The organism is Massilia sp. 2TAF26 (assembly GCF_052115005.1).
GTDB lineage: Bacteria > Pseudomonadota > Gammaproteobacteria > Burkholderiales > Burkholderiaceae_D > Telluria.
Genome location: NZ_JBFRFV010000004.1, coordinates 1 through 15930, shown reverse-complemented (window position 1 = coordinate 15930; position 15930 = coordinate 1). Strand labels below are relative to the sequence as shown.

Genomic DNA, 15930 nt, shown 5'->3' with positions numbered 1-15930 from the left:
GTTACCGTAGAGCCTTCTGACAGATTTGTAATCGGACTGTCATTCAAAGCTTGCCGTAGGAGTGCAAGCCCGACAGGAACATGTTCACGCCCAGGAAGGCGAAGGTGGTGACCAGCAGGCCGATCAGGGCCCACCAGGCGGCCGGGCGGCCGCGCAGGCCGGACATCAGGCGCATGTGCAGCCAGGCCGCGTAGTTCAGCCAGACGATCAGGGCCCAGGTCTCCTTCGGGTCCCAGGACCAGTAGCCGCCCCAGGCCTCGGCCGCCCACAGCGCGCCCAGGATGGTCGCCACCGTGAAGAACGCGAAGCCGACCGAGATCGACTTGTACATGACGTCGTCCAGCACCTCGAGCGCAGGCAGGCGGTCGGCCAGGATGCCGTGCGACTTGAGCAGGTAAGCGCAGCCGACCATGGCCGCCAGCGCGAAGGTGCCGTAGCCGATGAAGTTGGCCGGCACGTGGATCTTCATCCACCAGCTCTGCAGGGCCGGCACCAGCGGCTGGATCTCGGCGGCGTCGCGCGCCACCGTGTACCACAGCAGGAAGCCGACCGCGGCCGAGATCACCAGCAGCACGAACGGCCCCAGTTGACGGGTCTTGTAGCGCTGTTCGTAGTACAGGTAGAACAGCGCCGTGATCATCGAGAACAGGATGAAGACTTCGTACAGGTTCGATACCGGGATGTGGCCGACGTCGCTGCCGATCAGGTAGGACTCGTACCAGCGCACCATCATGCCGGTGAAGCCCAGCACCACGGCGGCCCGGCACAGGGTCGAGCCGACGCTGGCGCCGAACGGCGACCTGGCGATCAGGCCGCCCCAGTAGAACACGGTCGAGAACACGAACAGGGCGCTCATCCACAGGATCGCGGACTGGCTCGACAGCATGTACTTGAGGAAGAATTTCTGGTTCGCGGCATCCAGCGAGCCGCCGTACAGCGACACGCCCCACAGCGACAGCACGGCGATCAGCGGGATCAGCCAGCGCACCGGCTTCCAGTGCCAGCCCAGCAGGGCGAAGGTGGGCGCCGCCAGCACCAGGATCGCCTGCTCGTAGACGTCCATGAAGCTGCCGAAACGCTGCAGGGCGAACAGCACTGCCGCCATCAGGCCGGCGCCGTAGAGCCAGTCGATGACGGTCAGGCTCTTGAAGAAGCCCGGCGGCTGCGTATATGCCGCCTGCGAAGGCGTGCTGGGTGGTTGGGTTGCTTGAGACATAGGTCCTCTCTATCTCCGGTGCCAGGCCTAGCTTACGCCGATTTGCTCCGCTTGCGGCAGCCTGTTCTTCAAATCATCGAACTCCCGTTCGAAGTCGAGCGTCTTGCGCTGGGTGCTCATCGCCATCAGCGCATGTGCATCCCCGTCCTGTTCCTTGACCCAGACCCAGATGCGGCGCTCGCGGATGTAGAACATCGCGAAGATGCCCATCACCAGCAGCAAGCAGCCCAGGTAGACCACTTTCTTGCCCGGCGAGCGCGTCACCTGCAGCACCGAAGCCTTCACTTCCGTGAAATCCTCGAGCGAGAGGTAGACCGGTGCGCCGTAGAAGAAACTATCGGACAAGGCGTTCGTGGCCAGTTGCAGGAAGCGGCCGTGGGCCTCGCTGGGCTCGACCGGCGGCTCGCCCGCATGCACGTGCGCAGCCTGCCACAGCTCCCACATCACGCCGTTGAGCATCTTCATGAAGACATTGGCCGCCTTTTCCTGTTCGGCCGGCGGAATCCGTTCGAGGAATTGCGAGACCGCCACATAACCGCCACTGCCGCCCTTGCCGTCGCCGGCGAAGATCGCCAGGGTCTTGGCCGCCGATTCCTCAAGCTGGCGCGCCAGGGCGGGATCGAGCTTTGACTGCGCATCGCGCGACTGCGGCATCGCCCGCTCGGCATAGCGGCGCGCGGCTTCCTCGCGCAGCGCGGGGTCGGCCAGCGCGGCGCGCAGGCGCATCCATTCGCGCACGCTGTGCTGGTCGTCGGCCGGGATGCGCAGGTAGCTGAACTGGTCGCCCGGGTTGTTGCGTACGCCGGCCAGGTAGACCTGGGCGCCTTCGAGCGTCACCGGCTGCATGTAGTTCATGAATTCGCGCGCCTGGCCGGTGCTGTCGCGCAGCTTGTACTGGACGCTCGGGCCGACGTTCCTGAGGTCCTTGTTGTTGGCGTTCTTGGCGGCCGAGCCCGTATGCTGGGACAGGGTGCGCGCGAACTGCTCGTTGAACGACTCGCCCTTCTTGACGTCCCGCGTGTCCTGGCCTTCCTTCGTGTTCTCGACGTTGAAGGCGCGGAAGCCCGACCATTCGATCGTGTAGGCGCCGCCGGCCCGCTGGAGTTCGGCGGGTTTCAATTCGGTCGCGCCGCCGACTTCGCCCTCGATCGCGAACGCCTTATCCGAACTTCCCGTCATCGGGTAGCCGGTCAGTTTCAGCTTGCTGCCGCCATCCTCGATGCCGGACTGGTAGACAGCGACGCCGCGGTAGATCAGCGGCTGGTTGACCTTGATGCTGGCCGGGAAGCTCTTGCCGGTCTCGTGATCGCGGATCACGACTTCGCTGGCGAACAGCCTGGGCATGCCGGTCGAGTAGAAGTCGACGATGAACTTGTTCAGGTGGATCGTGAACGGCAGCTCCTGCACCAGCACGCCGTTCGCCTGCTGCAGGATGGCGGTACTGCTGTTCTGCCCTTCCGGGATCATGGTGTTGCCGCGGAAGCTGGGATTGCCCAGGCCCAGGCGGTGCTGGGGCGGGATCTGCGAAATCAGGCCGGCGCCCATATACGGCGTCTTGCCCATGAACCATTGCTGGAAGCGGATGGGCAGGTCGGAATCGAGCAGGCCGCCCAGCAGGATCACGACGATGGCCGAGTGGGCGAAGATATAGCCGAACTTGTTGCCGGCGCCCTTCTTGGCCGCCACCAGCACGCCGTTCGGCTTGTCGACCAGCTTCACGCGGTAGCCGGCATTGCCGAGGCGCTGGGCGGTCCGGCTGGCCAGCGCCACCGGGCTGCCCGCGGCCGTCCATTCGGTCTTGTGGTGGAAGTTGCGCAGCGATTCCTCGCGCACGCTTTCGCGCCAGCTGCGCATGTCGCGCAGCATCTTGGGCGCATTGCGGGCGATGCACAGGCTGGTCGAGACGATCAGGATCGCCAGCATCGCCAGGAACCACCAGGCGCTGTAGACGGTGTACAGGCCCAGCTTGCGGAAGATCTCGAACCAGAACGGACCGAACTGGTTCACGTAGTCGGGCGAGGCCTGATTCTGCTTCATCACGGTGCCGATGATGGCCGCGATCGCCACCATCACCAGCAGCGTGATCGCGAAGCGCATCGACGATACCAGTTCGACCGCCTCGGCCAGGCCGCGGCGGCGGGTCTTCAGTTCAATTCCGGTGGTACTCATCGCTTCCTAAGATAACACGCGGCCGCAGCCGCGGCCGCCCGTCGCGCTCCCGCGCAGGCGGATTATTTCAGGCCGGCGATATAGTCGGCGACGGCTTTCATTTCCTCGTCCGACATGCGCTTGGCCAGCGTGCCCATCTGCGGGCTGTTGTTGCGGGCGCCGCTCTTGAAGGCCTGCAGCTGGGTGAAGGTGTAGTCCTGGTGCTGGCCGGCCAGGCGCGGATACTGGGCCGGGATGCCCGAACCGGTGGCGCCGTGGCAGCTGGCGCAGGCGGCCACGCCGCGGTCGGCGATGCCGCCGCGATAGATCTTGCGGCCCAGTTCGACGGTGTCCTTGTTTTTCGCCGCGCCCGGCTTGACCTGCTGGGTCGACAGCCAGGCGGCGATATTGGACTTCTCGTCGTCGCTCAGCATCTTGGCGTAGGTGGTCATCACCGGCTGCTGGCGGTTCGGGGTGGTGAAGTCGACCAGCTGCTTGTGGATGTAGGCCGCCGGCTGGGCGGCCAGCTTGGGATTGGCGACGATGGTGGAGTTGCCGCCCGCGCCATGGCAGGAAGCGCAGGCCGGCAGGCCGCGTGCGTTGTCGCCGGAGTCGTACAGGGAGCCGCCCTTCGCGGGGTCAAGCTTCGGAGCGGAGCCATGCGCCGCATCGGCGGCGGAGGCGCTGCCGGCAACCACCAGGGTCGCGAGCAGCAAGGACTTTACGATTGCCGCGCCGGCGGCCGGGAGAAACACACGATTCATTCAAGCACCCTGAAAAAATTAAGACAATAATTCTTGCGTACAGTGCAGCGGCCATGCTCGTGTCCTGCCATCGAAGAGCGTTCGCGTTCTTAGCGCCGACGACAGGTAACTCCCTATTGTACAATAGCTTTGTTTCCGAACCGCCTCTTTTGTTGTCTTTTTCGCTTCAACAAGCGCCCCCACCCATGTCCAAACTCTGGCAAGCCCGCTTCTTCACGACCGTCAACCAGTTGCGCGACCTGCCGCGCACCCAGGTGCCGGAAATCGCCTTCGCCGGACGCTCCAACGCGGGCAAGTCGACGGCGATCAATATCCTGACCAACCAGAAGGGACTCGCCTTCGCCTCCAAGACGCCGGGACGCACCCAGCACATCAACTTCTTCTCGATCGGCGGCGCCCACGTGGCCATGCACCGCAAGGACGCGACCAATGTCGACGAAATCCGCGCCCTGCTGGTCGACCTGCCCGGCTATGGCTATGCGGAAGTGTCGGGCGACGCCAAGCTGCACTGGCAAAGGCTGCTGGGCGACTACGTGCAGCGCCGCGAGCAGCTGGCGGCCCTGGTCCTGATCATGGATTCGCGCCGCCCGTTCACCGAGCTCGACATCCAGATGCTGGAATGGTTCGCCCCGACCGGCAAGCCGATCCACTGCATCCTGACCAAGGTGGACAAGCTGAACCGCAACGAGTCGACGAATGCGCTGCGCCAGGCGCAACAGGTGCTCGACAGCTACGTCGACGAGGAAGGCAATGGCTTCCCGTTCACGGTGCAGCTGTTCTCGGCCCTCAAGCGCGTGGGCATCGACGAAGCGAACGACAAGATCATCGAACTGCTGGGCCTGGACGACGACGGTACCGAAGAAGACGAGGCCCCGCAGGACGCTCCGCTCTGAACCTTTCAAGGAAAAGACATGCCGATCATTACCCCTTCCCAGTACCCCGCCGTGCGCATGCGCCGCATGCGCCGCGACCCGTTCTCGCGCGCCCTGATGCGCGAGAACACCGTCACCGCGTCCGACCTGATCTACCCGGTGTTCATCATCGACGGCCATAACCAGCGCCAGCAGGTCGCCTCGATGCCCGGCGTGGAACGCGTGTCGGTCGATCTGCTGATGAAGGTCGCGGAAGAGTGCGTGAGCCTGGGAATCCCGGTACTGGCCCTGTTCCCGATGGTCGACGCCTCGCTGAAGACCTATGACGGCGTCGAAGCGACCAATCCGGAAGGCCTGGTGCCGCGCGCGGTCCGTGAGCTCAAGCGCAACTTCCCGCAGCTGGGCATCATGACCGACGTCGCCCTCGACCCCTATACCACCCATGGCCAGGATGGCCTGCCGGACGAGAACGGCTACATCGTCAACGAGAAGACCATCGCCATGCTGACCCGCCAGGCGATGGCCCAGGCCGAGGCCGGCGTCGACATCATCGCCCCCTCGGACATGATGGACGGCCGCATCGGCGCGATCCGCATGGCGCTGGAAGAAAGGGAATTCATCCACACCCGCATCATGGCCTACTCGGCCAAGTACGCCTCCGGCTACTACGGCCCCTTCCGCGACGCGGTCGGATCAAGCGCCAACCTGGGCAAGGCCGACAAGAACACCTACCAGATGGACCCGGCCAACAGCGACGAAGCCCTGCGCGAAGTGGCGCTGGACATCGCCGAAGGCGCCGACATGGTCATGGTCAAGCCCGGCATGCCCTACCTGGACGTGGTGCGCCGCGTGAAGGACGAGTTCAAGGTGCCGACCTTCGCCTACCAGGTCAGCGGCGAATACGCGATGCTGCAGGCGGCTTTCCAGAACGGCTGGCTGGATCCGGACAAGATCATCCTGGAGACCATGATGTCCTTCAAGCGCGCCGGCGCCGATGGCGTGCTGACCTATTTCGCGCTGGATGTGGCGCGTCGTTTGAAGGCGATGGCTTGATTGTTTAAATAAATTGAACAATGAAAAAACCGCGCCGAGGCGCGGTTTTTTGTTGCCGGATGCCGATCACTTTGGTGGCTTGTAATCCGGGAACATTTCCTTGAACAGGAAGTCCATCAGCTCCTTCGTATCCTGAGGCCGCGCCGACAAGGTCACCACCTTGTTCAGACGATGCGAATCCCACTCGAAGTCGCCAGTCTTTTCCTTGCGGATCAGCTCGATCATCTTCTTGACGATGGCGGTCTCGATGTCCGGATCGCTGCCGCGCTCCACCGACACCGCGGTCAGCCAGCGCCGTTTGAAGTTCGGGTTCCAGCCGCGGAATTTCAGGTCGGCGTGGCTGAAGCTCTTGTTGGTGACGCTGAACACGCCGCCGGTCTCGTTCGGATCCTGGCCGCCGCGGCCGTTGATGGCGGCGACGTTGGCGAGGGCGTTGCGCATGCCGCGCTGGGCGTCGCTTTCCTCGGCCGGCTGCTCGCTGCGGGCGCCGCGTGCCTGGCGGCGTTTCTCGATATAGGCCGCCATGTCGGTCTCGTCCGGCTGCAGCTTGGTCTCTTCCTTCGGCTGCGGCTTGGGTTGCTCGACCGGCTTTTCGTTCGGCAAGGTGATCGTGTCGGGCAGGCGCTGGACCTGGGTCACGCGCGGCCTCGGCTTCGACGGCGCCGGCTTCGCGCTCTGTTTCGATTCCTGCTGCGGGGTTTTCGGCGCCGGCTTGCTCGGCTTCTCGGGCGGCAGCCAGACGATCGCTTCTTCCCCTTTCGGCGGCGCCGCGTGCTGGTCGCGCTGTGGATGGAACAGCCAGATCGCCACCAGCAGCAGGTGCAGGCCGATCGTGACGATCAGGCCGGTGCGATTGAGGCGGCGCTCCCCATACGTCGCTACCTTTCGTCCAGGCAAGGGCTGGCCGCAATGTGCGCACACATCGCTCTCGTCCGATGGAGTATGGGAATGGTCACGCAAGATAGCTGTACAACTTTCCGGGAAGTAGCAAAGAATGATCCGAGGGCCGCAGTCTACCCTGTTTCGGGCGGCCCGCGCACGTTTGTTGGACCTTCGCTAACAGCTTACAAGCTGGTCGGATTAATGGATGTTACAGAGTGTATCAGCGGCGCGACAGAGCGTTGGTCACCGGGGGTGACCAACGTAATCGTTTCGATCAGGCAGCCTTGGTCAGGACGACCTTCGGCGCCTCATGGTGAGGCAACTCCAGCTCGGCCAGGTGGTCATCGGTCATCGGACCCTTGCCGCTGTACTTGTCGAGATAGAGATAGATCACCGGGGTGATGTAGAGCGTGATCACCTGCGAGAAGATCAGGCCGCCGCACACCACCAGGCCCAGCGGCTGGCGCAGCTCGGCGCCGGCCCCCAGGCCGAGGGCGATCGGCAGCGCGCCCATCAACGCGGCCAGGGTCGTCATCATGATCGGACGGAAGCGCAGGATGCAGGCCTCGCGGATCGCCCGCTGCGGCGTCATTCCCTGGTTGCGCTGGGCGTCCAGGGCGAAGTCGATCATCATGATCGCGTTCTTCTTCACGATACCGATCAGCATCAGGATGCCGATCATGGCGATCATCGTCAGGTCCAGGTTAAACAGGCGCAACGTGATCAGCGCACCGACGGCCGCCGAGGGCAGGCCGGCCAGGATCGTGATCGGGTGGATGAAGCTCTCGTACAGCACGCCCAGCAGCACGTAGATCACGCCCACCGCCGCGATGATCAGGATCAGCTGACTCGACTGGGAATCCTGGAAAACCGCGGCATCCCCGCCATATTTCGTGATGACCGAGGCCGGCATCTTCATCTCGCGGCCCATCTGGTCGATCGCCGCTGTGGCGTCGCCCAACGGGGCGTCCGGCGCCAGGTTGAAGGACAGCGTGATCGCCTGCAGCTGGCCCTGGTGGTTGACGGCGATCGGGCCGACCGTGCGCTTGACGGTGGCCAGGCTGGACAGCTGGACCAGCTGGCCGTTCTTGCTGCGCACCGACAGGCGCGACAGCGCGTCTTCGAACTGGCGGTCTTCGTTGGCCGTTTCCAGGATCACGTAGTAGCTGGCCGCGGTCGAGTAGATGGTCGACACCTGGCGTTCGCCGAAGGCGGCGTACAGCGCGGTGCGCACGTCGCCCAGCTGCACGCCCAGCAGGTTGGCCTTGTCGCGGTCGATGTCGAGAGTCGCCTGCAGGCCCTTCTCCTGGGTGTCGCTGGTGACGTCGCGGAACAGCGGGTTGTTGCGCATGCGTTCCTGGAACTCGTTGGCCCAGTGGCCGATGTCGCCGCCCGACACGCTCTGCAGCGTGTACTGGTAGCGGCTCTTGCTCTGGCGGCCGCCCAGCTGCAGGTTCTGCACCGGCGACATGTAGACGTTGATGCCGGCGACCTTGCGGGTCGCCTTGCGCAGGCGCTCCATGATCTGCGGCATCTTGTCGCGCTGGTCGCGCGGCTTGAGCACCACGAACATGCGGCCGTTGTTGCCGCCGCCCGAGAACGAGGTCGTGTCCTGCACCGCCGGATCGGCCTGGATGATGGCCGCGATCTGGGTCTGCAGCGCCACCATGGCGGTCGACGAGATGTCTTCGGAGGCTTCGGTGGACACGCGCAGCTGGCCGATGTCTTCTTCGGGGAAGAAGCCTTTCGGGATGGTCGTGTACAGCACCACGGTCAGGGCGAAGGTGCCGAAGGCGATCAGCAGCACCACGAAGCGGAAGCGCAGCGCCAGGTCGAGGGTCTTCTCGTAGCCGTTCCGGACCTTGGTGAAGGCGCGCTCGAAATGGCGGCCGATGAAGCTCTTCTCTTCGCTGTGGTCATGGCCCGCATTTGCCTCATGAGCGGGCAGCAATCGCGAGGACAGCATCGGCACCAGGGTCAGCGAGACGACCGCCGACACCAGGATCGACAGGCCGACGATCACCGCGAATTCGTGGAACAGCAGGCCGATCACGCCCGGCATGAAGAAGATCGGGATGAACACCGCCACCAGCGATACCGAGATCGAGATGATGGTGAAGCCCATCTCGCGCGAGCCTTCGAGCGCCGCGCGCAGCGGCTTCTTGCCCATCTCGATGTGGCGCACGATGTTCTCCAGCACCACGATGGCATCGTCGACCACCAGGCCCACCGCCAGCGTGATGCCGAGCAGCGAGATGTTGTCGAGACTGTAGCCGAGCGCGTACAGCAGGCTCAGGGCGCCCAGCAGCGAGATCGGCATCGTGATCGCCGGGATGAAGGTGGCCGACAGGCGATGCAGGAACAGGAAGATCACCAGCACCACCAGGCCGACCGTCAGCGCCAGCGTGAAGTTGACGTCGTGGATCGCCTCGCGGATCGAGACCGAGCGGTCGTTGACCAGGTTGATCTTGATCGAGGCCGGCAGCTGCGACTGGAAGCGCGGCAGCAGCTTGCGCACGTGGTCGACCACGGCGACGGTGTTGGCGTCCGGCTGGCGCTGCACCAGCAGCACGATCGCGCGCTCGCCGTTGTAGGCGCCGTAGGCCTTGGTCGACTGGTAGCTGTCCTCGACGGTGGCGACGTCCTTCAGGCGCACCGGCTGGCCGTCGCGGGTGGCGACGATCAGCTCGGCGAAGTCGGCCGCCTTCATCATCTGCGGCGGGCCCTGGATGGTCAGGGTCTGCTGCGGACCGTCCAGGATACCGAGGGCGGCGTTCGAGTTGGCCGTGCGCAGCGAAGCCGCCAGCTCGTCCATCGTCAGGTTACGCGCGTTCATCAGGTCGGTCTTGGCGCGCACGCGCACGGCAAACTTCTTGCCGCCGTTGACCTGCACCTGGGCCACGCCCGGCAGGGTCGAGATCGCCGGCGACACCAGGTTCTCGGCGTAGTCGTTCAGCTCCGACAGGTTCATCGACGGCGAGGTCATGGTCATGAACAGCACCGGCGCGTCGGCCGGATTGACCTTGCGGTAGGACGGCAGGTCCGTCATCTCCTGCGGCAACTGGCGCTGGGCGCCCAGCAGCGCGGCCTGGACGTCGACCGCCGCCTTGTTGACGTCGATCGAGGAATCGAATTCCAGCGTCAGAGAGGTATTGCCCTGGGTGCTGGTCGAGGTGATCAGGTTGATGCCGGCGATGGTCGAGAACTGCTTCTCGAGCGGCAGCGCGACCGACGACGCCATGATCTCCGGGCTGGCGCCCGACAGGTTGGCGTTGACGTTGATGACCGGGGTGTTATAGCTGGGCAGCGCCGCGACCGGGATGTGCGTGTAGGCCAGCACGCCGACCAGGATCAGGCTGATCGACAGCAGCACGACCATGACCGGCCGGCGGATACATAGTTCGGAGAGGTTCATGCGGCCCCGCCCTTGCTGCCCGCGCCGGCGCCCTTGCCTTCGCCCGCGCCGTTACCCTTGCCTTCGCCCTTGCCCATTTCGGAAGCCAGGCGCACCTTGCCGCCCGGGCGCACGTTCTGCTTGCCCTCGGTGATGACCTGCTCGTTGCCGCTCAGGCCGCTGACAGCGGCATCGATGCCGGCGCCGTACAGGCGCTGCACCGGCACCTGGCGCGCCGAGTGATCCTTCTCCAGCACGTACACGAAAGTGCCCTGGGCATTGGTGATGATGGCGCTCTGCGGCACCACCACGGCATCCTTGATGGTCTGCACCGTCACCTTGGTGTTCACGTACTGGCCCGGCCACAGGGTGGTGTCGCGGTTCGCGAACTCGGCCTTCACCTTGATGGTGCCGGCGGTCGGGTCGACGGTGTTGTCGATGAAGCTCAGGGTGCCGGTGACCGGCTCCAGGCCGGCGCCGGGGATGGCCTGCACCTCGATCTTGCCGCGCTTCTGCGCCGCCAGCAGGGACGGCAGGCTGGCTTCCGGCAGCGTGAAGGCGATCGTGATCGGATCGAGCTGGGTGATGGTGGTGAGCGAGGTGGACGGCTGCACCAGGCTGCCCGGATAGACGCCGATGCCGCCGACGCGGCCGGACATCGGCGCGCGGATCGCGGTGTAGCTGGTGGAGACGCCGGCCGCGCGCGCGGCCGCGATGTCCGACTGCAGGGTCGCGCGCGCCTGGTCGACCTGGGCCTTCAGGGTGTCAACCGCGCTCTGGGCGATGAATTTCTGGGCGAACAGGTCCTGGCTGCGCTTGTACTGGCGCTCGAGGTCGGCCAGTTGGGCGCGGTCGCGTTCGACCTGGGCCTGGGCCTTGTCCTGGTTGGCGCGGTCGGCGCGGTCGTCGAGCGAGAACAGCAGCTCGCCGGCCTTCACGAACTGGCCTTCCTTGATGTGGACCTGGCGGATGGTCGCGGTGGTCTGCGGATGCAGGTCGACGGTGCGGATCGGGGTGACGGTGCCGCTGGCCTGCTGGACCACCGGCACGTCGCGGCGCTGCAGCGCCACCACGTTGACGACCGCGGGCGGCTGGCCGCCCTTTCCCTTGGCGCCGCCGCCGGCGCCGCCATTGGCGCCGTCCTTCTCCTGGCTGCAAGCACTGACGCCGGCGCCCGCGATGATGACGGCGGCGGCGATGAGTCCGAGGTGATTCCTTTTCATTCCACTCCCTATGCCGCCAGTGCCGGCGGCTTCATTTTTATGATTATCGATGAGGATGAGATACACGCAGTCGACACGTGGTCCCCGCGGCGATTTTCGCACATCGGGATGACCGCGTCGTTACTTCCCTGGGTAATACTCCGGCAGCATGAGCGTCACTTCGAGCCCGCCTTCCGGGTGGTTGGCCAGCACGATGCTGCCGCCATGCTGTTCGGCGATGTTGCGCGCAATCGTCAGTCCCAGGCCGGTGCCGCCCGACTCGCGCGAACGCGAGCCCTCGACCCGGTAGAAGGGATCGAACACGCGCGCCAGCTCGGCGCCCGGAATGCCGGGCCCGCCGTCGCGGATGCGGATCCGCGCCGCGCCGTTGATGCGGTCCACCGACACCTTGGCCGAGTGGCCGTACTTGACCGCGTTGTCGATCAGATTGACCAGGCAGCGGCGCAGGTCCATCGGACGGCCCAGCAGCGCCATGTTGGCGGTGCCGCTCAGGGTCACGCGCTGGCTGGCGTCGGCGGCGTCGGCGCATACCGAATCGAGCAGCGAATCGAGGTCCATCATCTGCATGGTCTCGGTGGTGTCCATGCTGCGCGCCAGGTCCAGGCCTTCCTTCACCATCGCCTGCATCGCCGACAGGTCGCCGATCAGGCGCTGCTGCAGCTCTTCCTCGCTGACCTTCTCCAGCCGCAGGCGCATGCGCGTGAGCGGGGTTTGCAGGTCGTGGGTGATCGCGGCCAGCATCTGGGTGCGCTGGAAGATGTACTGGCGGATCCGCGCCTGCATCGCGTTGAAGGCGGCGCTGGCCTGGCGGATCTCGTCGGCGCCGGTCAGGTCCAGCGGCGGGTGGTTGATGTCGTTACCGAGGTCTTTCGCGGCCTGAGCCAGCTGCTTGAGCGGACGCGTGGTCATGCGCGCCACCAGGTAGGCCAGGAAGGCGATGCTGACCAGGAACAGCGAAATCGTGCCGCGGTAGTCGGTGCGCTCCGGCGAGGTGGCCGAGCGCGGCGGCAGCACCGACAGGATCAGCGGAGTGCCGTCGCGCAGATTGACCATGATGCTCTCGCAGGTGCCGCGCCACTTCATGCGCAGCAGGCCGAACACCACCGGCTGCTCGCGCGCGCGCGCGCAGGACTCCGGCCGCACCGCCAGCGACTGCAGGCGGTAGGGCTTGTTGCCGGGGGATTTGTTCATGCGCGCGTCGAGGTCTGCGACGAACTCGCTCGGCGTCGGGGTCAGCGCCGGCGGGTTCGGGCCGACCGCCTCCAGGCGCATGCCGGGGCGGTTCGCCACCTGCAGGTAGGCGCTGCGCGCGGACTCGGGGACGATCTCGGTGGCCACGATCAGCTGTTCGGCGCGGTCGAGCGAATGCAGGTCGCGGAACTCGTCGAGCACGCGCTGGCGCTCCGCATCGGCCAGCAGCTGGGTCAGCGCGGCGGTCAGCAGGATCCCCAGCAGCAGGGTGATGAACACACGGCCCGTCATCGAGCCGAAGAATGCCTTCACGCGCCGGGCTCCACGCTCACCTGGCCGGCGAGCACATAGCCGCCGTTACGGACTGTCTTGATAATCTGGGGCATGCGTGCGTCCTCGCCCAGCTTCTGGCGCAGGCGGCTGATCTGGATGTCGATCGAGCGGTCGAAAGGATCGGCGTCGCGGCCCTGGGTCAGGTTCAGCAGCTGGTCGCGGTTCAGCACGCGGTTCGGATGTTCGAGGAATACGCGCAGCAGGCGGAACTCCGCGCCCGACAGCATGATGACCACGCCCTGCGGGTTGACCAGGTGGCGCGCGGTCAGGTCCAGGGTCCAGCCCGAGAACTTCATCTGCTGCACGTTCTCGGCCTGGGAATTGGGCGGCATCGCGTGGCTGCGGCGCAGCACGCTGCGGATGCGGGCCAGCAGTTCGCGCGGCTCGAAGGGCTTCGGCAGGTAGTCGTCGGCGCCCATCTCGAGGCCGAGGATACGGTCCAGCGGCTCGTTGCGGGCGGTGAGCATGATGACCGGCAGGGTCGAGGTGGCGCGCAGCTTGCGGCACAGGGTCAGGCCGTCGTCGCCCGGCAGGTTCAGGTCGAGCACGATCAGGTCGGGACGCGACTCATCCAGCGTCTTCCACATTGCCGTGCCGTCGGCGGCAGCCAGCGCGCGGTAGCCGTTCGCTTCCAGGTAATCGGCCAGCAGCGAGCGGATGTCACGGTCGTCGTCGACGATCAGAATGGTAGATGGAGTATCCATGACATCATTATCGCGACTTAGCGTACCCCTGAACAGCGACTTTGTATCGGCATGTATATGGATGGCACAGGGAAACAAATTGATACAAAGGGCGAGACAGCGGACACGCTGCGCTTACATCTTTCACCGATGATGACATCACCGTGCAAGGAGATGTTCTCCGAAGTTCCCGGAAGTTATCCGAAGTCGGATGCACGCCGCCGTGGCAGCCGCCACATTCAACGCACTAGTGGATAAGGAAAAAAGAGATGAACACCTTACGCAAAACCCTCCTCACCGGACTGGCCGCCCTGTCGCTGGGCGGCGCAATGATTGGCGCCCAGGCGCAAACCCAGGCGCCCGACGCGCACCCGAAAGCGCAGCTGAGCAAGGAAGCGCACCAGGCCAAGCGCGCCGAGTTCGCGGCCAAGCGCGAGCAGATGCGCGCCGAGCGCATCGCCAAGCTGCACGACGAGCTCAAGATCACGCCGGCCCAGGAAAACGCCTGGAACAGCTTCGTCGCCTCGATGAAGCCGGCCCAGCGCCCCGGGCAGCATGACCGCGCCGCCTGGGCCGGTCTGACGGCGCCGCAGCGCGCCCAGAAGATGATCGAACTGCAGAAGCAGCGCACCGCCTTCATGGAGCAGCGCCTGGGCGCCCTGAACAGCTTCTATTCGGTGCTGTCGCCGGACCAGAAGAAGGTCTTCGACGAGAAGGCGGCGCAGATGCAGTCGCGCTTCGGCCGCCATGGCGGCCACGGCGGCTGGCAGCACCGCGGCGGCGAGACCGCGCGCGGCTGATCGGTCCGCACCATGAACAAGGAGCGCCGCGGCGCTCCTTTTTTTACTGCAGCCGGTCCAGCGAGGCCAGGAATTTGGCGCTGTCCTGGTAGCCGATCACCCGCCCATCGGGAATCTCCTTCCCTGCCCGGTCGAACAGGATGATGCCCGGCGGCCCGAACAGGCCGAAACGCCTCAGCATCGCGCGGTCGGCCGCATCGTTGGCGGTCACGTCCACCTGCAGCAGTACGGTGTTCGCCAGGCGCGACTTGACCTTGGGGGCGATGAAGGTCAGCTTTTCCATCTCCTTGCAGGACACGCACCAGTCGGCGTAGAAGTCGAGCATGGCGGTCTTGCCGTTGGTGGCGGCCAGCGCGGCGTCGAGCTGCTCGACGGTCTTGATGCGGGTAAAGGCCAGACCCTCGGCCGGGGCGCCTCCGGCGAAGCGCGACAGCGGCGCGAGCGGATCGCGCGCGCCGCTGGCCAGGCCCACCAGCTGGGTCGCGCCGAGCACGGCCAGCGCCGCGCCGAAGGCCATGCCGGCCCAGTGGCGCGGCTTGCCGGCGGCGCGCAGGAGGTAGAAGCCGTAACCCAGCAGCAGCGCGGCCCACAGCAGCATCTGCAGCAGGCCAGGCAGCACCGGCGCCACCATCCACAGGGCCATCGCCAGCATCAGCACACCGAAGAAGCGCTTGACCGACTCCATCCACAAACCGGCACGCGGCAACAGCGAGCCGGCCGAGACGCCGACCAGCAGCAGCGGGATGCTCATGCCGACGGCCATCGCGAACAGCGCGGCGCCGCCGATCAGCACGTCGCGGGTCTGGCTGATGTAGACCAGGGCCCCGGCCAGCGGGGCGGCCACGCAGGGGCCGACGATCAGGGCCGAGATTGCGCCCATCACGAACACCCCGGCCAGCTTGCCGGAAGCCTGGCGCCCGGAGGCGTCGGCGAGGCGGGTCTGCAGCGCGGCCGGCACCTGCAGCTGGAACACACCGAACATCGACAGCGACATCGCCGCGATCAAGAGGGCAAAAGCACCCAGTACCCAGGGATTCTGCAAGGCCGCGGCAAGGCCTTCGCCGAGCAGGCCGGCGGCCACGCCCAGCAGGGTGTAGACGATCGCCATCCCCATCGAATACGAAAGCGACAGCACGAAGCCGCGCCCGCGCCCGCTCTGCTGGCCTTCGCCGACGATGATCGAGGACAGGATCGGCACCATCGGCAGCACGCAGGGCGTGAACGCCAGGCCGAGGCCGAGCAGGATGAAGGCGGGGATGATGGCGAGCAGGCGGCCGCCCTGCAGCAGGGCGGCGATGCCGGAGAGCTCGGACGGCGCGGACCTGGCGGCCGGCGCGGCGGCCGCCGTCGCCGGTGCGGCCGCAGGCGCGG

12 protein-coding genes are annotated in these 15930 nt (G+C 65.8%); 3 read left to right on the top strand and 9 right to left on the bottom strand.

The features are described from left to right. Nucleotides 1-43: 43 nt before the first annotated feature. From ccsB to AB4Z32_RS05215, 3 genes are all read right to left on the bottom strand, one after another. Nucleotides 44-1216 (bottom strand): c-type cytochrome biogenesis protein CcsB, encoded by a 1173-nt coding sequence (ccsB, locus tag AB4Z32_RS05225; RefSeq protein ID WP_441934860.1) that lies wholly within the window; start codon nucleotides 1214-1216, stop codon nucleotides 44-46. Nucleotides 1217-1243: 27 nt separating this feature from the next. Then, on the bottom strand, nucleotides 1244-3385 hold the full coding sequence (locus AB4Z32_RS05220; protein ID WP_441934859.1) for a cytochrome c biogenesis protein ResB: 2142 nt from the start codon (nucleotides 3383-3385) through the stop codon (nucleotides 1244-1246). Nucleotides 3386-3447: 62 nt separating this feature from the next. After that, a complete protein-coding gene (locus AB4Z32_RS05215; RefSeq protein WP_441934858.1) occupies nucleotides 3448-4128 on the bottom strand; it encodes a c-type cytochrome in 681 nt (226 codons plus the stop codon). Nucleotides 4129-4313: 185 nt separating this feature from the next. On the opposite strand from AB4Z32_RS05215, the gene yihA reads away from it, so the two are divergent. Both yihA and hemB read left to right on the top strand, forming a co-directional pair. Next, a complete protein-coding gene (gene yihA / locus AB4Z32_RS05210) occupies nucleotides 4314-5021 on the top strand; it encodes a ribosome biogenesis GTP-binding protein YihA/YsxC (protein ID WP_441934857.1) in 708 nt (235 codons plus the stop codon). A gap of 18 nt (nucleotides 5022-5039) precedes the next feature. Further along, nucleotides 5040-6053 (top strand): porphobilinogen synthase, encoded by a 1014-nt coding sequence (gene hemB / locus AB4Z32_RS05205; RefSeq protein WP_441934856.1) that lies wholly within the window; start codon nucleotides 5040-5042, stop codon nucleotides 6051-6053. Between the two features lie 66 nt (nucleotides 6054-6119). On the opposite strand, the gene AB4Z32_RS05200 is transcribed toward hemB, so the two are convergent. From AB4Z32_RS05200 to AB4Z32_RS05180, 5 genes are all read right to left on the bottom strand, one after another. After that, a complete protein-coding gene (locus AB4Z32_RS05200) occupies nucleotides 6120-6974 on the bottom strand; it encodes a hypothetical protein (protein WP_441934855.1) in 855 nt (284 codons plus the stop codon). A gap of 235 nt (nucleotides 6975-7209) precedes the next feature. Next, nucleotides 7210-10350, bottom strand: a complete 3141-nt coding sequence (locus AB4Z32_RS05195; RefSeq protein WP_441934854.1) for an efflux RND transporter permease subunit — start codon at nucleotides 10348-10350, stop codon at nucleotides 7210-7212. Next, nucleotides 10347-11552, bottom strand: coding sequence for an efflux RND transporter periplasmic adaptor subunit (locus AB4Z32_RS05190; RefSeq protein WP_441934853.1), 1206 nt, complete (start codon nucleotides 11550-11552; stop codon nucleotides 10347-10349). Before AB4Z32_RS05190 ends, AB4Z32_RS05195 begins: the two co-directional genes overlap by 4 nt. Before the next feature lie 120 nt (nucleotides 11553-11672). Then, nucleotides 11673-13055, bottom strand: a complete 1383-nt coding sequence (locus AB4Z32_RS05185) for an ATP-binding protein (protein WP_441934852.1) — start codon at nucleotides 13053-13055, stop codon at nucleotides 11673-11675. Continuing rightward, nucleotides 13052-13780 carry a response regulator gene (locus tag AB4Z32_RS05180; RefSeq protein ID WP_441934851.1) on the bottom strand — a complete coding sequence of 243 codons (729 nt, stop codon included), beginning with the start codon at nucleotides 13778-13780 and terminating at the stop codon, nucleotides 13052-13054. The genes AB4Z32_RS05185 and AB4Z32_RS05180 overlap by 4 nt, the downstream gene beginning before the upstream one ends. Nucleotides 13781-14028: 248 nt before the next feature. On the opposite strand from AB4Z32_RS05180, the gene AB4Z32_RS05175 reads away from it, so the two are divergent. Continuing rightward, nucleotides 14029-14559 carry a Spy/CpxP family protein refolding chaperone gene (locus AB4Z32_RS05175; RefSeq protein ID WP_441934850.1) on the top strand — a complete coding sequence of 177 codons (531 nt, stop codon included), beginning with the start codon at nucleotides 14029-14031 and terminating at the stop codon, nucleotides 14557-14559. Nucleotides 14560-14602: 43 nt separating this feature from the next. On the opposite strand, the gene dsbD is transcribed toward AB4Z32_RS05175, so the two are convergent. After that, nucleotides 14603-15930, bottom strand: a 1328-nt coding sequence (gene dsbD, locus AB4Z32_RS05170; RefSeq protein WP_441934849.1) for a protein-disulfide reductase DsbD, incomplete at its 5' end; no start/stop codon positions are given.